This is a genomic window from Bryobacter aggregatus MPL3, from assembly GCF_000702445.1.
GTDB lineage: Bacteria > Acidobacteriota > Terriglobia > Bryobacterales > Bryobacteraceae > Bryobacter > Bryobacter aggregatus.
Genome location: NZ_JNIF01000003.1, coordinates 2,816,504 through 2,839,434, shown reverse-complemented (window position 1 = coordinate 2,839,434; position 22,931 = coordinate 2,816,504). Strand labels below are relative to the sequence as shown.

Below are 22,931 nucleotides of genomic sequence, written 5' to 3'. Positions count from 1 at the left end.
AGGCCCCTCAGGCCCGCACTGCCCGTTCCGCCACTAGCTCGCGTGCCATACGCCGGCTGCGCAAATCCACATCCAACAACTCGCCAATCGACTGCGGATGACTCACGCCCATCCGGTCCAGCGTCTCCGCCACAATATCTGAGACGTAAGGAAAAGGGATCTGTTCCTCCAAAAAGGCTTCCACCGCGATCTCATCGGCAGCATTCAAAGTACACCCGGCACTCCCCCCGGCGCGAATCGCCTGGTAGGCCAACCCAAGCAGCGGAAACTTCTCCCAATCCGGCGGATGGAATTCCCAACTGTGCGTTTCGTCCCATCGGAGCTTCGGCACCGGGGCATCGGCCCGTTCGGGATAGGTCAGCGCATACTGGATCGGCATCCGCATATCCGTCGCACAAACTTGCGTGATCACACTGCCATCGTTGAACTCCACCATGGCATGGACCTTTGATTGCGGATGCACCACCACTTCTACCTCATCGGCCGTAAAATCAAACAGCCAACAGGCTTCGATCACCTCAAAGCCCTTGTTCATGAGCGTCGCCGAATCAATCGTGATGCGCGGCCCCATCTTCCAGGTGGGATGATTTAGGGCCTGGGCCGGCGTGACACGCGCGAATTCTTCCTTCGGTGTCTTCCGGAAAGGCCCGCCTGAGGCAGTCAGAATCAGCTTGACGGCCTCGGCACGCTTCCCCGCCCTGAGACACTGGTGCGCGCCATTATGCTCGCTATCGACTGGCAGCAACTCCGACCCGAACTCCCGCACCGCCGCCATCACCAGTTCTCCGCCCGAGACGAGAACTTCCTTATTCGCCAATCCGATGCGCTTCCCCAGCCGGATCGCCTCAAAGGTGGCTTCCAATCCCGCCACCCCAACAATCGCCGATAGGACAAACTCCACTTCCGGCGCAATCGCCGCCTGCACACGGGCCGCTGCACCGTGTTCCAGTTGCGGCCACTTTCCCGCAGGCAAGGCAAGGCGTTTGAGTTCTGCAACCAGACGCTGCCGTGTTTCTTCGTCCTTTACTACGGCCAGCTTCGGTTCAAACTCGGCAATCTGCCCGGCCAGAAGCGACACATTTGTCCCCGCCACCAAGGCATAAATGCCGTAGCGGTGCTTCCACCGCCGGACGACATCCAATGTATTTACCCCAATTGATCCCGTCGATCCCAATACCGTCAACATCTGCATGGCTGCTTCATCTTAGCAAGCAGCTCATCGCCACCGAATCAGCGGCTTCCCCACCCAGCAGGCGTGCGGCTTCACACCAAATAGAGGAGTCAGAGTTGGAGCGAGGTCGAAGTTATTGACACCTGCCGGGAGTTCGCCGGCCTTCACCCCAGGCCCGGCAAAGATCATTGGAATCTGCAGCTCATTCATCCGCAGATTGCCATGCTTGGTCCCTGTGCCACCGTGATCCGCCACGAGTACAACGAGCGATTTAGGACCCGCTGCAGCCGCCAGACGCCCCACCAGCGCATCCACCCGGTGCAGTTCGGCCAGATAGTGTTCGCCCTCCCAACCCTTGCCATGCCCCGCATGGTCGACATCGTCCAGATGCACAAACAACAGATCCGGCTTCTGCTCGTTCCAATAGGCGATCGCGGCGTCCGTTGTCTCTTTGCTATGAAGCACATGCGCCAGATGGCGGGGGGCGGAGGGTTCGATCAAGCGGCCAAAATCCTTCCAGTCATAGATTGCCGCCAAGTGGAGCTTTGGCTTCGCTTCGTGAATTACCCCGAAGAGCGTCGGAAAGATCTGATCGCTTCCCACGCAGACCGGATCAATCTCATGCTTGTCGCGCTGCCACTCATTGGAGGTGACACCATGCTGTTCCGGTCCCGCACCGGACAACAGACTCGCCCAGTTCGGAGAGGATACGGTCGGCATCACGCCCCTGCCCCGTAAAGTGAAGGCTCCGCGCGCCATCAGCGCTTTGAGATTCGGAATCTCAGCCAGCTCCAGCCCTTTCACCGACAAGCCGTCGATTCCTATGATCAAAACACGACTTGGCCGCTCCGCAAACAGCGAAGCAGCAAAAAGCAAACAGCCAATCCAGCGCATAGGCAAATGCTATCGCGAAATGGAATTCAAGTTGAGAGAAGGAAAAGAAAGAAGGAAGACCCAAAGGGCGCCGGGGAGCTAAAGTTGCTTCAGGGGTCTTTCTGAGGTTAGTCTCGCTTTGGTGGGAGTTGTGAGCTCCCCGGCTTAATTCCAATACTAGAATACTGTTTTTGGAATTGCAAGTGTTTTCTACAAAAAATTGTATGAGAAGATTTCTTCACTCACCCTTGGACTTGACTTCGACGCCCGCAATATCCTCTAAGACCTTGATTGTAGAGCAGATATCGGATTCTCCATCGCCCTTGCTGATGGCCGCCTGGAACATCTGGCGAGTGAGCGCAGTGAGCGGAAGAGGCACATCGAGCTCCGCCCCGGACTCCAGCATCAGCCCAATATCCTTGTGCATCCACTTTACGGAGAAGTTAGTGGTGAAATCGCGCCGAAAGACATAGGGAGCCTTGAAGGAGATCAACCCGGACTTCGCCGCCGAGTTATCGAGTACTTCGAGCATCAGATTTGGGTCAACGCCGGCTTTGGTCGAAAGGACGAGGCCCTCATTGAAAGCGTTCAGGAGATTGGAGAGGACGAGATTCTGCGTCAGTTTTGCCTGCAATCCAAGACCGGGCCCGCCACAGTAGAACAGCTTCTTCCCCATCGGTTCAAAATACGGCTTGACGCGCTCGAAAACTTCCTTGTCGCCACCCACCATAAAGGTGAGATTGCCCGATTCCGCTCCGGGCCGCGACCCCGTGCAGGGAGCGTCAAGGAAATGGATTCCCTTGGCGGCCAGCGCCTCGCCAATCTTCCGCGACTCTGAGGGAGATACGGTGGAAGCATCGACGATCACCGTACCGGGCTTTGCGCCTTCGATCAGACCATCTTTCCCAAGGCAAAGCTCCCGGCTCATCTCGGAGTCGCCGACGCAATAGAAAATACAGTCTGCATGCGCTGCCACTTCAGCCGGCGTCTTGCAGAAGATGCCGCCTTTTTCCGCTGCCAGCTTTTCCGCCTTTGCAGGAGAGTGGGACCAGAGAGCTACTTTGTGGCCCGCTTCCATCAGGTGCCGGGCCATGTGATGCCCCATGATGCCGAGGCCAAGAAATCCAAGATTCGCCATAGTCCTTCGATTGTATTCTGGCGTGGGCGTTTTTTGGAGATCTGTCAGGCGACTTGAGAGAGCGAACTCTTCGAGAGCAGACGCAGCACCAATAGGTCGGAAGGCTGGAAGGTCGTCATCGGCACATTCGTCGCATCCACCTCGTCCACCACGATGTGGCGGCGAATCAGGTTTCTGAGATCATCGACGGAGACGCCGAGTTGCGCCGCCGCTTCTGCTTCGGTATATTGCGCCTTGTTCACAACTGGCTTAGGAATCATTTAGGGGAGCCTAGCTCGATTCTAGAGAGCAGCAGCGAGTGAAAAAATAAGGGTGACCCTTAGTTCTGGCCCTTGTGAAACCTGACTCTGACGCCAAACAACCGTAAGACTATCGCCCAATGAACTTTGCATACAGACTGCGCGCGATCCCAATCTCCTGCGTGCCTTTGATGATCGCCCGTCCGTCGGCAAAGATCGTCAGTTCGTACTGCTCACTCGGCGAGAAGCGCAGCGCGAACTCGTTGCGGCGCAAGCTGCCCAGTCCGGTCAGTTGCTGTTCGAGCGCAGCCAAGTCTACGGCCACTTGCCGGTCGTGAATCTGCACCGCATTGCGGCCGCAGAGACTGATGGGAGCCCGCACACGCCCATCAAGATGGTCAAAGCGCCGCTGCTGGCAACAGACGCAGTTGGAATCGATTGCAATCGGAACCTGGCGGGTCTGGAACTCCCAGGTGTCAAACGTCGCGATCCGTTGCGGAACGGCAGATGGCCCTTTGGCAATCAGCTTTGTGGCCAGCGCCGCCTGCCATCCCGCCACCGTACTCGGAATCGTGTTGAGCACGCCCGCGGTCTCACAGGTCGGCTGCGCACCCTGAGGCGCCTCTGGATACACACAGCGGAGACAAGGACCAATTCCAGGCAGAATCGGAAAGACCAGTCCGTAAGACCCCACCGCCGCACCATAGATCCAGGGAATACCGCGCTCGATCGCAAAATCGTTGAGCAAAAAGCGGGTCTCGAAGTTGTCGGTGGCATCCAGAATCAGATCGACATCTTCCAGCAGATCTTCGACATTCGACGCGTTAAGATCCACAGTGAGCGCTTCCACCCGGATCGAACTATTGACCGTAAGCAACTTTGCCGCCGCCGCGGTTGCCTTTAAGCTCTGATCGCGCGCATCCGTTTCGTCAAACAGCCACTGGCGCTGCAAATTGGACCATTCGACCACATCCCGGTCAAGCAGCTTCAGCCGTCCCACCCCAGCGCGCGCCAAGGCTGCCGCCTGAAAAGTACCAAGAGCACCACATCCGACAATCGCCACCGAGGCGGCTGCCAATCGGGCCTGGCCTTCCGCTCCGAGCGGCACAAATCGGATCTGCCGCGAATAGCGGTCGGGTAGCAACACTAAGCCTATGTTAACAATCAGGATTCTTGCGGTTGCTAAGATTTACATTGGTGGCTTTGCGGAAGCAGCGACTGGTACTGGGCCTGTTGTCCCTTTTCGCCTTGACGACGTCTGCGGCATTCGCGCAGTCTTACGAAGGGCGAAGGATTGCCGCGATCCGATTTTTGCCTGAGCAGCAGCCCCTTCCAGACTCCGAACTCCGGCAGATCTTGCCCCTCAAAACAGGTGATATTTACACCGCCGCCAAGCTGCGCGCGGCCCTGGCAGCGTTGTTTCGCACGGGCCGGTTTATCAATCTGACGGCAGACGCCAGCCTCGAAGGCGATGAGCTCATTCTCAGCTTCGCCACCCAGAAGAATGAGTTTGTGGGCAGTGTGAATGTGGATGGCACACCAGGGGTGATGCCACGCGGAGCCTTGATCAATGCAGCCAAACTTCCCCTTGGCACTCCTTTTGACGAAAGTGTCCTCACCCAGTCTGTCGAAGCGATTGAAACGGACCTGCGCCTCGAAGGATTTTATGAATCCCAGGTCCGCTACGAACTCGAACGGGATCCTGTCGACCAGCAGGTCAACATCCGCTTCTATGTCGAACCGGGAACTCGCGCGAAATTCGGCCCGCCAAACTTTAAGGGTCACGCGTTGCTCACCGAGGATGCCCTGATCAAGGCGACCAAATGGAAGCGGCTCCGCGGACTCCTGGGCTGGCAGTACATCAGTGAGCAGAAGGTGCAAGGCGGCATTCGAGGCATTCTGCAGGCTTACCGGCAAAAAGAACATCTGATGGCGAAGGTCTCTCTCGAACGTCTGGACTACCAGCCCACCCAGCAGGTCGCAATCCCCAGTCTGCGTCTCGATGCCGGTCCGCAGGTGCAAGTACGCGCGATCGGAACCAAGATTTCGCAGGCCAACCTCCGCAAGCTGGTTCCCATCTACGAAGAGCAAAGCGTCGACAAGGATCTGCTCATCGAGGGTAGCCGCAAGGTGAGCGCATTCCTGCGCGGCAAAGGTTATTTCGATGCCCAAGTGGAGTATGCAGTCGAGCAGGAGAACGCACCTGTTGAAGAGATCGACCCCAAGAAGGACGCCTACATCGACTTCTATATTGAGAAGGGCTTGAAGTATAAAGTCGCCGCGTTGAACTTGCAGGGCAACCACTATTTCGATAACGCGACCCTGCTGGAGCGCATGGCCGTCCGGCCAGCCACGATCCTGCGCTACCGTCAGGGCCGCTATAGCGACGAATTGCTCGCCGGAGACCGGCAAGCCATCGAAGGACTCTATCGCGCCAACGGCTTTCTCAATGTGAAAGTGACCACCACCGTCACGCGCCAACACAACGGCAAGACCCAACAGGTGGGGATCAATGTCGACGTCAACGAAGGTCCGCAGACGCGCATTGAGGCCTTACGCATTGAAGGAGTGGGCGACTCCGACCGAAGCGTCCTCGAGGGCTATGTCAATGCAACCATCGGACAGCCTTATTCCGTCCTTACGCTCAATAGCGACCGGGAGCGCATCCTGAACCTGCTCTACAGCAACGGGTACTCAGAGGCGAATCTCGACACCTCGGTCGAGCGTGGCAGCAAGCCGGACACCATCCAGGTCATCTACCGGATCCAGTCCGGCGCCCAGCATTTTGTCCGCAAGGTGATCATCACCGGGCTCAATGAAACAGACGCTTCGCTCGTGGACAAGCGGATCAGCCTTAAGCCGGGCGACCCGCTCAGCAACAACGAAATCTTCGCCTCCCAGCGCCGTCTCTATGACCTGGGAATCTTTGCTCGCGTCGACACGGCACTGCAGAATCCGGATGGAGAAGAGATCTCCAAGACGGTTCTCTTCAATCTCGAAGAAGCCTCGCGCTGGAGCTTCAATGGCGGTCTCGGCGCCGAGATCGCACGCATTGGCGGTGGGGTCACCACCCTCGACTCGCCGGCCGGTGGCGCCGGCTTCTCTCCGCGCATCAGCCTCGGCGTCAATCGAAGCAACTTCTTTGGCCTCGGCCACACCATCGGGGCGCAGACACGGCTGTCCACCATCCAGCGCCGCGTCCTGCTTAGCTATCTGGCGCCCCAATTCCGGGGCAGTGACCACTTCGGGCTCACCGCCACAGCGCTCTATGACGACTCCCGGAACGTACTCACCTATAGTGCAAAACGCCTCGAAGGCAGTTTACAGTTAGCACAACGGCTGAATCGGGCCGACGCAATGCAGTATCGCTTAACCTTCCGCAAAGTAACCGTGGACCCGGACTCGATTAAAGTCGCCCCCGCACTAATTCCGATCCTGGCACAACCAGTACGCGTGGGAAGCTTCTCCACCACCTTCATTCAGGACCGGCGCGACGATCCTGTCGATGCCAAACGGGGCCGCTATACGACGATCGATTTCGGAATCGCCACCAAGGCCTTTGCCTCTTCCGAAAACTTCACCCGTCTGCTCGCCAAGAACTCCACTTACTACCGCATCGGGAAAGACATGGTCTTCGCCCGCAGCATCAACTTCGGCATTCTCACTCCCTACACGCATGGTTCCACCGTGCCGCTCCCGGAACGTTTCTTTGGCGGCGGGGCTTACTCGCATCGCGGCTTCGCCGAGAATCAGGCCGGCCCGCGAGACCTGATCACAGGCTTCCCGCTGGGCGGCAAAGCGATCCTGGTCAACAACCTGGAACTTCGCTTTCCGCTGATCGGCGATAATCTGGGTGGCGTCTTATTCCACGACGCAGGCAATGTCTACAGCGAGCTGAAACACATTAGCCTCAAGTGGCGGCAAGGCAGTATTCGTGATTTCGATTACATGGTGCACGCGGTAGGCTTTGGCATTCGCTACCGCACTCCGATCGGTCCGGTTCGTATCGATCTTGCCTTCTCTCCCAATTCCCCGCGCTTCAATGGATTCGAAGGCAGCCGCGAAGATCTGCTTTTTGGCCGCGGCAAAGAGGCGCTGCTCCGCGTGAACCAGTTCCAATTCCACATCTCCCTCGGGCAGGCATTCTAATGCGAATCCTGCTCCTTCTCCTCACCCTCGTTGCCTCGGCGGAAATCGTCGATCGTCTGGCGGTCAGCGTGGGAGACGAGATCATCACCGAGCAACAAGTGTTTCTCCATTTGAAAACAGCAGCCTTCCTGAACGGAGAGCCGGTCAAGACCGACCCCACCGATAAAAAGCGGGCGGCACAGAAGCTGATCGAGATCGCACTCATCCGGATCGAATTGGAGAACAATCGCTACCCGATGCCCAATGAATCGGAGATTGCCGAATACTTCGATTCCATCTTGAAGCAGCGCTTCAACGGAGACGCGGCCAAGTACAAGGCAGCGCTTGCGCAATACGGCATCACCGATGCGGAGTTTCGCGAATCGCTCATGCAACAGTTGGCGACGCTGGCCTTCATCGACTTCCGTTTCCGGCCTGGCGTCCAGATTCCCGAGGATGAGATTCGCGAGTATTACGACTACGACTATGACCGCGAGTTGAAAGGCAAGAAGAAGCCAAGCTACAACCAGGCAAGAGCGGCCATCCTCGAAGGACTGACCCAGCAGCGCATCGACAACCTGCTGGACCGCTGGCTGAATCAGACCGAGGCCGCCACCAAAGTCCGCTGGATCGACGCTGTTTTCGCCGCCCCGCAGAAGGAGGAAAAGTGAGCCGCCGCCGCAAAGTCCTGCTTGCCTTCCTTTGCCTGCTGCTGATGGCTGGCGCGGGCGCTTACTGGTTCCTCAACTCCGGCTGGCTCGACCGCTACATCGTCGAACGCGCAAAGGCAGAGGTGGAGAAGGCCCTGGGCGCAAAGCTCGAGATCCAATCCCTGCGCATCGATTTGTGGCGCGGGCGGGCGGTTGCCGCAGGAGTCACCCTACACGGAATGGAGAAGCCCGGCGACCCACCAATGTTCCATGCCGATGAAGCCGACATCGAAATTGGACTCGCCACCTTCAGCCGCACCAAGGTCGATCTCCGCGGTCTGGTTCTCAAGCAGCCCACTTTCCGGCTGATCACTTACCCGGACGGAACCACCAATTGGCCGAAAATCCAGGCCCGCACCGGCGCACAACAAAACGGATTGGAAAGCATCCTGAACCTGCGCCTGGGCCATCTGGATGTCGAAAATGGCGAATTCTCCTGGGATGAACAACGAACCAAGTTCGACATCAACGCCAAAAACTTCGCGGCCACCATGGACTATCTGCCTGCATCGCGGATCTACCGCGGCAAGGTACTGGCCGCCAATGTCCTTTACCAACAGAGCGGCTTCGGCAAACTGGAGGGCGACTCGAATGTCGAATTCAGCATGGACAACAGCAGGATCACGATCGACAAGGCCAGCTTCCAATCCCCGATGGGCACCAATCTCAACGCGCACGGTGAGATTCACAATATCGACGGTACGGATTCCCCCCTCAAGCTGTTGCTCGATATCGATGGCGTCGTTGCCCTGAAGCAGGTTCACCCCTTCCTCCGCGCTCCCATTGACCCCTCCGGGCTGGTGAACTACACCGGCAAGTTCCTCTACGAAGCCAGGCGCGGAGTAGAACTCCATGGCGATCTTCGAGCACGGGACGTCTTTTACCGGGACGCCACTTCGCGCATTGGCCCCATGGGCGCAAAGAGCAAGATCGACCTCCTGCCCGGCCGGCTCACCCTCACGGGGCTCCACGCCGATGGCTTCGGCGGCACCCTGGACGGCAGGTTCCGGTGGGACCAGCAGGAAGGCTGGAACTTTGATGGAGACCTCACCAATCTCGATCTTGAAACCGGCCTGCAGCAGTTGAATGTCCGCAATACCCCCTGGAGTGGCAAGATCGGTGGCCCAATCACAGCCAGTGGAGGAAAGGCGCCCATTCGCCTCGAAGCCGATCTCGAGATTGCTTCCACGCGCGGCCCCAGCCCGATGAGCGGATTGCTGGCCTTTACCTATCACGAAAACGGCAATCAACTGCTAGCTCGTTCCAGCTTTCTTGCATTGCCACATTCGCGTCTAGTTTTCTCGGGGGAGTTGTCCAAAGGCATTGCCGTTGAGTTCCGCACCACCGATCTGACAGAGCTGACGCCCGTCGCACAGCTTGCCGGCTGGCAGGAGGAACAGCTTCCCGTCGAGTTGCGCAGCGGGGAAGCATCGATCCAAGGCACCCTGCGAGGCACGCTCAAAGCCCCGCGGTTCCAGGGTTCCATTGCAGCTGACGCCTTCACGGCACGCGGCCTGGACTTCAGCGCTTTCAAGAGCCGGGTGGATTACGGCCAGGACTTAGTGGCGCTCGACGATCTACAACTGACCCACGCGGCGACACGGATCAAGGGCAATTTCCGCGCTGTGCTGGATGAAGGAAAGCTGGGACAAGATAGCTTGCTCAGCGGCAACGCCGACGCGCAAATTGGCGACCTCCAAACTCAGCTCAACGAGCTGGGACTCAAGGAATCCTTGTCGGGCACGGCGCAATTGGCGGTGGCTCTGCATGGCACCTTAAGCCAGCCTTCCGCCGATGGCAACATCAAATCCCCTTCGCTGCGCTTCCGCGACTTCCAGTTCGACCAGATTTCAGCAGCCTTCAGCGCTTCCCGCCGCGAGCTGCGTGTTCCCGAATGGGAAGCGAGACTGGGCCGTCAGCCCGCCCGCGGCCTGCTCAATCTGAAGGCAGGCGGCGACGATTGGAAGATCGGCACAGGAAACGCAACCGTGAAGCTGGATTCGCTGATTCTCAATGCGATCCCGCAATATCGGGACAAGAATCTCGACCTCAATGCACAAGTGACCGCCGATACGCAGTTGGACTTTGCCTGGTCTCCAGAAGGAATCTCCGCCTCCAAAATCGATGGCCGCCTCCTACTCGCCAATATTACGCGCTTTGGCCGTCCGGTCGGCCAGTTGGAGTTCACATCCAGAACGGCGGCCGGCAAGGCCTCGCTCACCGCAACCGGAAACATTCGCAAGCAGACAGTGAAGGGCGACGCCACCATCCAGCTCGGCACCAAGCTCGACACGGAACTGCGGCTGCAACTGCCCAAACTCGACTTCCCCACCATCGCGCAACTACTGAGTAAGGAGCAGTTGCCGAGTCCACTCCCCTATGAGGGCGGCGCCGAGGCCAGCTTCTACTTCAAAGGCCCGCTGCTCGATCCCGCCGGATGGGATGGACGGTTGACCATCCCGCAGCTCCAATTGGCGCCCAACAAGGACTACGTCAAAGAAACGCTACCACAAGTGGCAGATGTCGTCCTCAAGAACGACGGCCCGATCGTCGTTGAGTTCCGCCGCGGATTCATTGGAGCACGAGACGTCAAGCTGGTTGCAAAAGACACGAATTTCACAACCTCGATTTTGTATCGCGCCAACAGTGGTGGCCTGAGTGGCCAGGCCAAGGGCAATATCAATCTGGCGATCCTCTCCACCCTGCAACCGGACTTGATCGCCACCGGTGTCGCCGCTCTCGACACCAGCATCCAGGGGACTTCCGCCGATCCGCAGATCAACGGAAAGCTCGACTTCAAGAACGCCTCCTTCTATTTGCGCGATGTCATCACGGGCCTAGACAAGGTCAATGGCACCATCCTTTTCGATAAGAACCGCGCCACCATCGACAACCTGAAGGCGCAGACCGGGGGAGGCGAACTCCAGCTCACCGGCTTCATTGGCTTCGGCCGGACTTTGAGCTATCGCATGCAGGCGCAGGCAACACAGGTACGCCTCCGCTACCCCGAGGGCGTCTCCACGAGTGCCAACGGCACACTCGCGCTCTCCGGCACCACAGCGCAAAGTATTCTCACCGGCAACATCACCATCCTGCGCAGTAACATTGGCCAGATCGACACCGCGCAATTGATTGCCGGCAACAGCGTCATCAGCGATGTCTCCGAGCCGATCCGGAATGAGTTCCTCAAGAATCTCCAGTTCGACGTGAAGATCGACGCCGCGCAGAATGCGGAGTTCTCAACCTCCCTGACCAGAGACATCAAAGGCGAAGTCGCGCTCCGTCTGCGGGGCACCCCGGGCCGCCCCATCCTGCTGGGCCAGTTCACTGTCACCCAAGGAGAGATCGACTTCTTCGGCTCCCGCTACGACATCAGCCGTGGGGAGGTGCAGTTCAACAATCCCCTGCGGATCGAGCCGGTCATCAGTCTTGACCTGGAAACGCGAGTCCGCGGCGTCACCATTTCGATGAACTTCTCTGGCCCGGCCAACAAGCTGAACATGAGCTATCGCAGCGATCCACCGCTCCAGTCAAGCGAGATCCTGGCGCTGCTGACCGTGGGCCGCAATCCCGGAACCTCTGGCTCGCTCACGCAAACGCCCGTGGGGCAAAGTCCTGGCGGCGTCTTCGGCAACGACTCAAGCGTGATCCTGGGCGCAGCAGTCACAGCCGGAATCAACGGGCGGCTGCAACGCTTCTTCGGCATCTCGCGCGTGCGCATCGATCCGCAGCTCACCGGAATCGACAACGTGCCGCAAGCGCGCCTGACCCTGGAGCAGCAGGTGAGCCGCGACGTTACGCTCACCTACATCACCAATCTCAATCGCACCCAGCAACAGATTGTCCGGATCGATTGGGACATCTCAAAAGCGTGGAGCGTGGTCGCCGTGCGGGACGAGAATGGCATTTTTGGTGTCGATCTTTTCTTCCGCAAGAGGTTGAAATGAAGACGCTCTGTAGCGTTCTTCTGTTCTTGGCCAGTTGCGGCTTCCAGTATTTCGGCGAAGCCAAGTACTTCTCTCCGCGCAATGCGGTGATCGTTGCACAGTCGCCCGTCGTACTCCGTTTCCCACTGAGCCGTTGGGCAAGACAAAAGGACGGGAGTTATCATTTCGATCTGGCTGGCGAATGGGTCGGCGAACATTTTGAGGTGGAAATCGACTGGGGCCCCCAGGATGTCGAATGGAAAACCAAAGGCCGTTGGACAAGCAATTGGTTGGCTTCATTGACCAAGCTGTATGGCGTAACGGGAGTTGGGGGTGAGCTCAAGGAGAGCGTCCTGTTGTTGGCCAGTCCTCCACCAGCAAAGCCGGAGCGCCTCGATCTCCCCAACCTGCGGCTCGAGTTTGATCTGGCAGAAGGCTGGGTCACCTGGACGGAGAAGGACCCCATGCTTCGCGCAGCAACCATTGCCGCATTCTTCGAGCCATAAGGGGAGAATTCCGGCGACCGCTGGCCACAATCATTGAGGGTCCGCGATTCGATCGAACCCTGAAACACGTGCATGCCAAGGAGAGCAGGCGAAAACGTAACAAGACCGAGAGGCGATCTAGACCTTTTCTCATCGTGCGGTGCCCGGGTCAGCTAAGCGCGTCAGGGTCACCAGACCTTCTTCCGGAGCCAAAGCGAAGGATCTGCCAAGTTCTATACTTCACGACCTGCGGAAGTTACTCCACGTGAAGGCGGAGCGAAAAGCGAAACCGGCAGATCTCAATCGCCGAGGCCGCAGATCTCAACGGCGATATGGACCTTCGTTCCTTTTCGTCGTTTTGCCCGTCGTAGCTGGCTCGGGCCCCGCTTTCCAGTGTCAATTGAAAGGTACGGCTGTCCAGAATGGCCGCCTCAGTTGCGCCTACTGTTCTTCCCCCAATCGCAGTACCTCTCGAAGATCAGGAACCATGGCTTCAAGCACTTGCGCTGGCATCCAGCGTTGTATTTGTTGATAGACCACGTACCGCGGCGGCAAGTCGTGCGGCATCAAGTGCCAGGGCGCTCCACACTTCACCAGATACCGCAGCCATTGAAGAAGCAGCAAACTCCACTCTTCGTCACTGAGGTCGGTCTGCTATCGCTTTCGGGCCGGAGGCGGCCATCTCTTCAGCTTCTCATCCGTGAATGACAGCCTCTAGAGTCAGGCAGCGTAGCTCACGCTAGAGGTAGACCGGATCTTCCACCGTCAACTCGCTGGTCACGGCACTGCCCGTATTGCGAGTCGAGGCCGGCTCAAACAACACTACGCTCACTTCCCCATCTGCAACTGGCCGGTGCTCTACACCACGCGGCACAACCAGCATTTCCCCCACGCCCATTGGAATGGCCCGCTCCACCCCAGCAGTATCCCGCCACTCCATGACAAACGATCCTGCCACCACCAGGAAGAGTTCGTCCTCCTCATCATGGTGATGCCAGACGAACTCACCGGCAAACTTGACCAGCTTCACATGCTGGCCATTGAGCTCAGCCACGATCTTCGGGGACCAATGATCCTGAAACTCTCCAAATTTTTCTGAAAGATTGATTTTGCGCACAAGAGCCCCCAGGCCTCATCATATCGATAGGATGAGACTTCGCAGCACAAACGACCGGTTGAAGATCGAGCACTCGATTGTGAGCGGCGTCCGCAAGATGCTCGCACGGCTTCTCGAGGACAACGAAGGAATTCGGAGCGTGGTACCAGGACGGATTGCGAAGGTGCGCGATGCCAAAGGCAAGGTGAGTGTACGGATCACCGTCCCCACCACCAACGGCTTCAAGGCGATTGCCCTGAGCGATGGCGCACGGCAAGAACTGTTTATCTCCACCACAATGAGTGAAATGGAACTGGCGGCTGCACTGGAACAGGCAGCCGCCAGAGTCAATGAATAGCTGGGCGGAGCGGTCTAAGCCTCGAAATAGCCCTTCGCCAGTTCCGGCCGGGCTTCGAGCGCCTTTCTCCAGTACAACCGCGCCTCGTCCTGCTGACCCTGGGTCTTGAGCGCATGACCGAGATTCAGCAGCGCTTCGGCAAATCCGGGACGCTCGCTCAACGCTTCTTTATAGAGGCGAATCGCATCCTCCACCTGGCCACTCTTCTGCAGCAGCAAACCGGTGTTGTAGAACAATTCGGGAGAACGCTCCCCAAGATCGATCAATCTCGCCTGCAGTTCGAGAGCCTGCTCCTGATCGCCCTTCTCGACAGCAAGAGCCGCCAGCCCACGGAGCGCGTCCATCGAACCGGGTTCTGCCTGCAACACATTCGAGAAAGCCAGGGAGGCCGCATCCCGATCGCCGATCCGCCAATACGCAAGTCCCAGATTCAACTGGGCTTCAGGCCAGTTCGGACGCTTTTCGAGGCAAGTCTCATATGCCTGCACCGCACCCTGCAACTCGCCTCGCTCCAGACGCAGGAAGCCCAGGCGGAACCAGATCTCTTCCGATTCGGAGTTCTCTTTCAGCAAGGCCTCGAGAATCTGCTCCGCATCTTCCCGCGAACCCGTTGATTCGAGCAGCACGGCCAGGTTATAGCGAACTTCGGTCAGCGTCGGATTCTTCTTCAGCACCAGTTCATAGGATTCGCGTGCGCCCTTGAGATCCCCAAGCTGCTGCCGGACAATCCCCAGATTGACCAGCGCCTGTTCGCTGTCAGGACGAATCCGCGTTGCTTCCTGATAGGCCTGCAGGGCCTGCTCCATCCGCTGGAGCTTCTGATAGGCCACCCCCAGATTGAACCAGCGCTCAAAATGATCGGGCGTGTACTCCACCAGTTTCTGGCAGAAGCGCGCGGCCGCTTCGTAGTCTGCCGTTGTAAAGGCACAAGTCGCCAGCCCTTCGAGGGCAGGCTGGGAGAAGGGACGAATCTCAAGCAGCTTCTCGGAGTGCACGCGAATGATATTGACATCCTTCAACGCAATCCCGATGGTAATGAGATTGACCAGCGCCTCTTCGCTACTCGGATTCCGCTCCAGCATCGTATTGTAGAGAGCAAGAGCCTCCTCCAGCCGGTTGAGCAGTTGCAACGAAACAGCCTTGCCGAACAGCGCGGTTTCATGATCGGGATCGACGGCCAAGACCTGCTCAAACAGATCCAGCGCCTGGGGCGCCCGGTCCGTATGGAGATAGGCCACGCCCAGTCCAAGACGCGTCTGCGCGCCGGCACTGGGCAATTCCAAGGCTTTATGGAAGTGATCCGCCGCCTCAGCCCAGCGCCCCAGCTTCTCGCAGCAGACCGCGAGATTGAAGTGCGCTGAAGGATGTTTCGCATTGAGATCTAACAACTTCTGGTAGCTGCGCGCAGCTTCTTCAAATTGCTCGAGTTCGAAGTGAAGATGCCCTCGAGCGGAAAACAGCTCGGGGTCTTGCTGGCCGGAATCAAGCGCGTCGTGAATTTCCTTCAGCGCCTCCTTCCGTTTGCCCTCAAGATGGAGTGCGACAGCTCTCGCAAGAGCCGATTGGCCCTCGCTATGGAGTCCAGCGGTTAAGGGTCCGTTGGATTTCAGTGCCGAATTTTCCTTTCGCCGGAATGTCATGGCGCAGACCTCACAGTTGAATTCGAAATGTTATAAGGGACGAGGAAGGCGCAAAGCCTGCCTAAAAAATCATATTGGTGAGAGACCTCAACCCATCGCAAGCGGGCATCTTCTCCTGCATCCGCGTAGAAACCGATTCCGCCTCGAGCCAGCCTGGCATCCGTAAACACGTCCACCACCTGGCCCTGGACGGTCGTCACAAAATCAGATCCATTCACATCGAGCCGCACGCGATAGATCGTGTCCATCCGCCCCTGGAAAGGAAGCGGAATCACCTTGCGAGGCCCCGCTTTCCCGTCAAGGACCGCATAGCGAACCAGCTCCACCGTTGGAATCGGCCCAGGCCGGGTGAGTTCAAGGCGTGACACGTAGTAATTCCTAAGATCGGCAGCACGAAACACCCACGATAGGGCTTTTTGTTCAATTGCACCCAGGAATTCAAAGCGGTAGTCTTCCAGCCCCAGGCTCGGCGTGTATAGCGCAAGCTGCCGAGGCCGCAGGAAGCCAGCCGGATCATAGCGCCAACCGCGCGCCCAATCGCCCTTCCCACTCCACTCCCCGAGTCCCTGCCGGAAGTCATCACTGAGTTCGATCGCCGCGCGACGTTGGATTCCCTGCCGGAAGCTCGCCAATGAGTCCTCCTTCAAGGCAGACTGCACCAGTTCCCCGACATTTGGAGCCAGAGAACTCAATTGATTCCGCACGCTGAGCTTCAAATTCCCTTTGGCGCCAGGACTATTCGCCAACCAGATCAGACCGATCACGATCGGGATCACGACCGCAATCCAGCGCAAATCGTTGGGAGCCTCTTGCCAACTCTTCTTCAGCCGGCTCCAGGACAGGTCGGAAGTACCACCAGCAAGCTGACTCAATGCGGCAAAGGGCGAATGGATCTCTTTGCTTTGCTGAATGGAGAGGGAGAGCCGGGGGAGGAGGATCGTGAAATTCTCCAACCGGACTGCCTCATGCAATCGCGGCCGCAGTGGGCGCAACAGCGGAGCCACAGGAACGGGAACCAGTTTGGCCCTCGCAAGCACCGGAGGAAGCACACAAAGACTGGAGCGACGCAAGCCCACAATCCGGCCCTTGGTCGGCAACGCGGAGCACGAAGCTTCCAACCCAATCGGCGGTAGCCCCCTGGGCGCCAAAACGACGGACGGCAAGGGCAATAGTTCTGTTTCGAATCGGCCCCCAAGCGTCCCCCAATCCAAGCCCCTGGCGTTCGTCTCCCTCGCCGCGGCAATCGCCACGGGAGGCGCGGCAAAGGGAACGGATTCCGCAGAGAGCAAATTCGCTTCCCGGGGAGCAACCGCCTTCGGCCGGGAGAAGAAACGGGGGACAGCGCCCCCCAAGCTCACCGCCCTCGCCAACGGCGCCGAAGTCCGCACCGGGTGAACAGGCGCTCCGGAAACAGCCGCGTTTTGCGAGGCTGGCGGGGCGAAGGGACTTCGTTTCGCCTCGATCGGAAGCGCCAGATCCTCCGCAAGCGCGTTCCACTCAAGCGAAGCCAATGCCAGAAACCCAGAATCAATCTGCACCGGAGCCTCGGCACGCAGGGGCCCTGTGGAGCAATCCCGTACCTCCGCCAGCCCCGCCGCCCCAACCAACGCCTGCGGCTCAAGAACCGACGCAAAGGCAGGCCGAGTCTGGCTCAGGCACTGTCCGTTGCCAACCGGCAGGAGTATCGCGCCCAAACGCTGTAGCCCCTTTGCAGACGCCACCGGCAACCGGTCCGGAGGCCGCACCGCGCAACCCGGCAGCAGGGCAAGACAAGCACTCTCCCCAAGATCCATGTCGAAATCAACTTCTTCCGGCACAGCCGGGGACTCCGGGTGCAAGTCCAGATGAGGCAAAGCCATCACCCCGGGCATCGGCAACTCCGGCAAGCTAGCCTGCCCCGACGCAGTCTTCAGGAAGCGAGCCGCGATGGAGACAGAAGTAAACTCCTCCAGCGCGGCAGGCATCCAACACTTGTCCGCCTGTTCCGTAGGCACGGGGAGCGGCGATGGGGGCAGAAGCATCTGCGACAGAGAAAGCGCCTGCATTGCCTCCTCCACCCCAACACATCCGCGAGGCTCGAAGAGTTGAACGCCAGATTGGGGCGCGGCCAAGCCATTTCTCACCGGGGCCGGAGAAAGATTCGTAGTGGGCTCGAGGGGAAGGATGGCAGCGGCTAAAGGAGCAGCGCCCTGCCAGATGGATTCCGCACCGCCCCGCGAGGAGAGCACCGAAGTCTTGGGGGAAAGGGGAGTCTCCTGCACCGCTGGAGGCTCGAGCGCGGACTGGGAGCGATAGGGCCGCATCCGTTGCTGCTGTTCCAGCAGACTGGCAACCGCAAGTTGTTCCTGCTCCGCATGGAAAGCCCGCCGGTGCGCCACCGAACAAAACTCCTCAGCCGTCAGCTTTTTGACGATCGGGAGTTTTTTGCCGCAGTACAGACAAACCATGAGAGACACTTCCGTCCTCTCATTTATCGGCAGACTCCCGCAACTTCCTTAGCCCTCACTCCAAAAAGCAAAAGCGCCAGCTTCCGCCGGCGCTTTTTGTTTGGAATAGAAAAGGTCTTAAATCGGTTCTGGAAAATGCAGCTTCGACTTTTGGAGCGAACGATCCAACATCTCAATTGCTTCTTTTTCGGCCAATGCACGAGAAATAGCAACTTCAGCCAACAACATCTGACGGCTGCGCTCCAGCATCTTCTTCTCACGGAAGCTGAGCGGCTTATCGCCTTGGATCAACAAAAGCGTTTTAAAAACTTCTGCGATCTCGTAAAGGGAACCCTTACCCATCTTCTCGGTATTTTCCTTGAAGCGGTGTTTCCAGTCAGGATTCCAGCGAGGAGTTCCGGAGGCGAGAAAGTTCAGAACTTTCGCGACTTCGGTGTTCCGGGTGACTTTACGGAGGCCGACTTCTTCCGCGTGGGAGAAGGGCACCATAACGGTCATGGAACTATAAGCTAAACGGAGCAAATAGAAACGTTCGTTCTGACTTCCGAAAGATCGAACGCTGATGTTTTCAATCGTACCGACTCCATGATTTGGGTAAACCACTTTTTCGCCGATTTGAAAGGTCATTCCTGGACCCCCCGTACACTTTGGATTCGTTGTCACACCGATGAAACCGCGATGACTATATGAAGGGTAGATCGCGCCCGACGGATTGTCAACGCAAGCGGTTGCATTATTTGCGATTTTTGTGAATCTTTGAGCCTTCTGGCCCAGATTTTCACGCGTGAGGCGACTCCCTCCAGGATATGAAATTTGGGATCAGAAGAGCAAGGGATACACCACGCCGAAGTGTATACTTCACGGCTTTTTCACACCTCTGAAATTGAGGCGTAACAATAGCGAAGACCCACGGCTTTCACCGTGGGCCCGCTGTTCCAATTAAGAAATGGATCTCGCTTAAAAGCGGTAATACAGACTGAACTGCACGATCCGGCGATCGGACTGTGTCGTTGTGATCCGTCCGAAATTCGTATTGTTGATGTTGTAGTTCGGCACATCGAAGCTCACCGAATTGGTTGCGTTAAACGCTTCCATGCGCAGATCGAAGTATTGACTCTCGGTCAGATACGTCCGCTTCTGGATCGCTGCGTCCACATTCTTGAAAATCGGACCGTAGAAGACACGGCGGCCGAGGCTACCCACGTCCCCAGGGCCCGGGTTGAAGAAAACCTGGCCCGCAAAGGGCGCGCTCCCGTCGGAGGCAACGGCGCGCGTATCGGGACCAATCATCGAAGCGGCGTAATAGTAAGGCCCATTGCCCGTCATCCGGACGCCCGACAGCGCATTGATCTGGTCATAGCTCAGCGTGCTCACCGCCGTGTTGGTCGTCGTCGACCGTCCCTGCCGGTTCAGCGTCCCGCGGCCGCTCAAGATGGTGAAGGGAGACCCGGAACTCACGGTGATAAAGGTGGACAGCGTCCAGCCTCCAATCACCTGGTTCAGTCCCTTGCCACCCGAAAGCCGATGTCCATGGCCAAACGGAAGTTCATAGGCACTGTTCAGCTTGAACTGATGGCGCAGATCAAACAAGGTGGGCGAGTACTCGAGCTTCGCATTATTGATGTCGAGGAAAGGATCAAAGCGCGTCTGCGAATCGCCGGTGGTATCGCTCAGGGTCTTGGACCACACATAGTTCGCCTGGAAGTAAAAGCCGCGTTGGTAGCGGCGGGTGAAGTCGATCTGCATCGAGTTGTAGTTCGAGTTCGAATAGTTGGTCATCATGTTGACGCCCACCGCATTCGAATTGCGATAGAAGTTGAACGGTGCATTCAGCAAGTTGCTCTGATAGGTGTTCGCCAGCTCACCGATCTCGCCGCGCTGGATCAAACCGCTGATCGTGCCATTCGTCAGCAGCGCGCCCGGCATCTGATCGAAGAACGGCAGCGGCGTGCTGCCCGCGATGGCCGGGTTGTATTCCGGGTTGAAGGCTCGGCCGGCGGCCTGAGCTAGCTGTCCGTTCCGGCGGGCATTCACGAAGTCTGTCTTGTAGCCGGGAACATCGATCAGCACTTGGTTATAGTCAAAGGCGCGGAACTGCTTCGTCGCGCGATTGCCCACATAACGCACCTCCAAAACGCCACGGGCGATCTCCCGCTGAATTCCAGCCGACCACTGCTGCACATAAGGCGTCACCAGATTCGGATCGGGAAGACCAATTGCCGAAGTCGGGTCGAGCGCATAGTTGTCCGCATAAGTACGAGGCACCTTATAAGCAGGCGTCACGACAGCCGGCAGCGCAGAAGCGCGGGCTACCAAATTCGTCGTCGTAACCGTCGAGGTCAACCCTGTATTGGTGATCACGCTGTTCTCCAGCGCACGAATGAATTCGTCGTTTGCGAAATTGACACTGTAACCGGCGCGAAAGCTGGTCTTCCCATCACCGAAGATGTCATAGGCCAGCCCCACGTTCGGCGCAAAATTGTTGAGGTCCTTCTTGTACCAGGAGCGGCCCACCGAATTCCCGGCGAAGTCGAGGGTCCCGAGCGGATTCATCATCGCCTGAATCGGAGTCTGTCCGTTCAATACCGGCAGGAGAGCGAGCGAATTCTCTTCGGTCACCGGGGCGAAATAATCCCAGCGGACTCCTCCCGTCAAGGTGAGCCGGCGATGGGCACGCCATTTGTCCTGGAAATATCCAGCGTAATTATCACTTGTATATTTCCGGACATTGCTCTGTCCAGGAACAAATCCACTCGTCCGGTCTTTCACCTGAAAGTTCTGCGTCACCGAGGTGACAAAGCCAGCGTGCAGCGCAAGCAGTGCATCGGCAACGTTCTTGTTTGCCGAACTGATCGCAGGAAGCGAAGAGGCAATATTTACGGGGTTCGATGCGCTGATGCCAAGGGTATAAGTTGGCGTGATGCCAGTATCGTTGTAGCTCCGCACGCGGATCCATTGGCTTTGGTAGCCGAACTGGAAGGAGTGGCGCCCTTTCACCCACGTTGCGTTGTTCTGCATGTTGTAGGTATTCGTATCTCTTCCGTTCGCGCGAAAAGCATTGACCGGGTTATTGAAAAGATTCACCCCACTCACTTGTGGCGGCGCGATAATCTCGTTATCAAATTTCTGGCTCGTCAAGAAAGGCGCCGAAGTTAAATTGAAGCCACCACGCAGCTCATTCGTAAAAGTTGCACTGGGACTCCAGCGATACGTGACCGAAACGAGCTTCGGCGAGGAATCATTGGTCACCACAGGAACCGTATCGAAGTTCGTCATGATGGTTGTGTCGGTACGGTCAAGAACATCGCGATTCCAGGTGAAGGTACCCGCAAACGAATGCTTCGTCGAAAGTACATAGTCCATCTTTCCGAGAACATTGTCCCGGTTCCGATTGCTCCGGAGATTGAAGCCATAACCACCGGTATTCAGCCCATCGCCAATGTCATTGCGATTGATCACGCTCGACGAAGGGATGGCCTTGATCATTGCCGCAGTGCGGGGATCCGCGGACAGTCCCGCCGCCGCCAGAAGATTCACCTTCCGCAAATTGCCGGCCGTATCCTGATACGTGAAAATGCCATTGCGCGCATCCTCGCGCAGCACCGTCCGCGTGACCGCCGTCTGCTGCCGCAGGCGAAGCCCTTCGTAGTTCGTATAGAAAAACAGCTTGTCTTTCTTGATCGCTCCACCGAGCGAACCGCCAAACTGATTCTGATTGAGAAAAGGCCGGGCCACCCTGCTGGCATTGTTGAACCAGGTATTGGAGGCGAGCGCATTGTTCCGATTGAGCCAGACCAATGCACCGTGATACTGATTGGTGCCGGAAGGCGTCGAGAGATTCACCTGCGCCGCACCGTTCCCCAAAGCTGGACTCGCGTTTGAGGTAATGACCGTCGCCTCGGCCACCTGATCGAGCAACAGCAGGTTCGGCTGAAAATCAAGCGAATTGGTCCGGATATAGTTGTCGTTGATATTGACACCATCGAGAGTGACATTCGCAAAAGAAGGCCGCAAGCCATTGACCACTGTGGGAGTTTTTGCGTTCGACGATACGCCGGCCTGCGTCCTCAGAAGCCCGACCGGGCTCCGGTTCAGAGAAGGCAGCAGCCGCAACTGTGCATTGGTCACCGTCGTCGAAACTTCCGCCGAAGCGGTCTGCACCACCGCCGACTCAGCGGACACTTCGATCGATTCATTGGTCGCTGACAACTCCAGCCTGAAAGGCTTGAGAGGCAGTTCCGTACTGGTATCCACCTTGATGCCGCGCTGCACTTCCTTGCGGAATCCGGTAGCGGAAACAGCAATATCGTAGATCTCAGGACGGATTCCTGCCAACGCGAAATTCCCATCGGCGCCAGAACTTGTCTTTGCCACCGGCGACAATCCTCCGGCCACAAAGAGTTCTACCGCCGCGCCAGGAATCGCAGCCCCGGACGCATCTGTAACCGTGCCCGAAATTCTGCCTGAGGTTTGGGAAAAAATCGAAGTGGCGCAAAGAAATGCGGAAAGGAAAAAGACACCGAAACGAATACTCATGAAATCGTGACCCCCTTGAATTGGCCGTTACCTCAGACTAGCATTGCTAGTCCACTAGACGGTAGTACTAGAGGCCTCGCGTCCTAGTACCAAAACCGCCGCAGCCAAGAGACAACAGGATCAAAATGTGAGGCACGAAGCAAAGTCGATAGGAAGTGCAGACCAGCGATGGTTCAGAACCAGC

General features: G+C 57.7%; 15 protein-coding genes. 5 read left to right on the top strand and 10 right to left on the bottom strand.

Annotated features, from left to right (window positions below):
* Positions 1–7: 7 nt before the first annotated feature.
* From dxr to M017_RS0113210, 5 genes are all read right to left on the bottom strand, one after another.
* Positions 8–1,192 carry a 1-deoxy-D-xylulose-5-phosphate reductoisomerase gene (dxr, locus tag M017_RS0113230; RefSeq protein ID WP_031498499.1) on the bottom strand — a complete coding sequence of 395 codons (1,185 nt, stop codon included), beginning with the start codon at positions 1,190–1,192 and terminating at the stop codon, positions 8–10.
* 24 nt (positions 1,193–1,216) lie between these two features.
* On the bottom strand, positions 1,217–2,065 hold the full coding sequence (locus M017_RS0113225) for an alkaline phosphatase family protein (RefSeq protein WP_051670023.1): 849 nt from the start codon (positions 2,063–2,065) through the stop codon (positions 1,217–1,219).
* A gap of 217 nt (positions 2,066–2,282) precedes the next feature.
* Positions 2,283–3,230 (bottom strand): NAD(P)-dependent oxidoreductase, encoded by a 948-nt coding sequence (locus tag M017_RS0113220; protein WP_272945403.1) that lies wholly within the window; start codon positions 3,228–3,230, stop codon positions 2,283–2,285.
* Positions 3,227–3,442 (bottom strand): MerR family transcriptional regulator, encoded by a 216-nt coding sequence (locus tag M017_RS0113215; protein WP_031498496.1) that lies wholly within the window; start codon positions 3,440–3,442, stop codon positions 3,227–3,229. Before M017_RS0113215 ends, M017_RS0113220 begins: the two co-directional genes overlap by 4 nt.
* 109 nt (positions 3,443–3,551) lie before the next feature.
* Positions 3,552–4,568, bottom strand: a complete 1,017-nt coding sequence (locus M017_RS0113210) for a ThiF family adenylyltransferase (protein WP_155121394.1) — start codon at positions 4,566–4,568, stop codon at positions 3,552–3,554.
* Between the two features lie 50 nt (positions 4,569–4,618).
* Between M017_RS0113210 and M017_RS0113205 the strand changes: the two genes are divergently transcribed.
* From M017_RS0113205 to M017_RS0113190, 4 genes are read left to right on the top strand one after another with little or no spacing between them, the layout of a single operon-like run.
* Complete coding sequence (locus tag M017_RS0113205; protein ID WP_337588910.1) at positions 4,619–7,570, top strand: BamA/OMP85 family outer membrane protein; 2,952 nt, start codon at positions 4,619–4,621, stop codon at positions 7,568–7,570.
* Positions 7,570–8,220 carry a peptidylprolyl isomerase gene (locus tag M017_RS0113200; protein ID WP_031498493.1) on the top strand — a complete coding sequence of 217 codons (651 nt, stop codon included), beginning with the start codon at positions 7,570–7,572 and terminating at the stop codon, positions 8,218–8,220. The genes M017_RS0113205 and M017_RS0113200 overlap by 1 nt, the downstream gene beginning before the upstream one ends.
* Positions 8,217–12,206, top strand: a complete 3,990-nt coding sequence (locus M017_RS0113195; protein ID WP_031498492.1) for a translocation/assembly module TamB domain-containing protein — start codon at positions 8,217–8,219, stop codon at positions 12,204–12,206. The genes M017_RS0113200 and M017_RS0113195 overlap by 4 nt, the downstream gene beginning before the upstream one ends.
* On the top strand, positions 12,203–12,691 hold the full coding sequence (locus M017_RS0113190; protein WP_031498490.1) for a hypothetical protein: 489 nt from the start codon (positions 12,203–12,205) through the stop codon (positions 12,689–12,691). The genes M017_RS0113195 and M017_RS0113190 overlap by 4 nt, the downstream gene beginning before the upstream one ends.
* 718 nt (positions 12,692–13,409) lie before the next feature.
* Here M017_RS0113190 and M017_RS0113180 read toward each other — a convergent pair.
* Complete coding sequence (locus M017_RS0113180) at positions 13,410–13,724, bottom strand: cupin domain-containing protein (RefSeq protein WP_202901651.1); 315 nt, start codon at positions 13,722–13,724, stop codon at positions 13,410–13,412.
* 94 nt (positions 13,725–13,818) lie between these two features.
* Here M017_RS0113180 and M017_RS0113175 point away from each other — a divergent pair, with 94 nt between their 5' ends.
* A complete protein-coding gene (locus M017_RS0113175) occupies positions 13,819–14,124 on the top strand; it encodes a DUF2103 domain-containing protein (RefSeq protein ID WP_031498485.1) in 306 nt (101 codons plus the stop codon).
* A 14-nt stretch (positions 14,125–14,138) separates the two neighbouring features.
* Here M017_RS0113175 and M017_RS0113170 read toward each other — a convergent pair whose 3' ends face one another.
* From M017_RS0113170 to M017_RS0113155, 4 genes are all read right to left on the bottom strand, one after another.
* Positions 14,139–15,764, bottom strand: a complete 1,626-nt coding sequence (locus tag M017_RS0113170) for a tetratricopeptide repeat protein (RefSeq protein ID WP_031498484.1) — start codon at positions 15,762–15,764, stop codon at positions 14,139–14,141.
* Positions 15,761–18,211, bottom strand: a complete 2,451-nt coding sequence (locus M017_RS0113165; RefSeq protein ID WP_031498483.1) for a hypothetical protein — start codon at positions 18,209–18,211, stop codon at positions 15,761–15,763. Before M017_RS0113165 ends, M017_RS0113170 begins: the two co-directional genes overlap by 4 nt.
* 117 nt (positions 18,212–18,328) lie before the next feature.
* Positions 18,329–18,838 (bottom strand): CarD family transcriptional regulator, encoded by a 510-nt coding sequence (locus M017_RS0113160; protein WP_031498482.1) that lies wholly within the window; start codon positions 18,836–18,838, stop codon positions 18,329–18,331.
* A 330-nt stretch (positions 18,839–19,168) separates the two neighbouring features.
* Entirely contained in the window at positions 19,169–22,747 is a 3,579-nt protein-coding gene (locus M017_RS0113155) for a TonB-dependent receptor (protein WP_031498481.1), read from the bottom strand.
* Positions 22,748–22,931 lie beyond the last annotated feature (184 nt).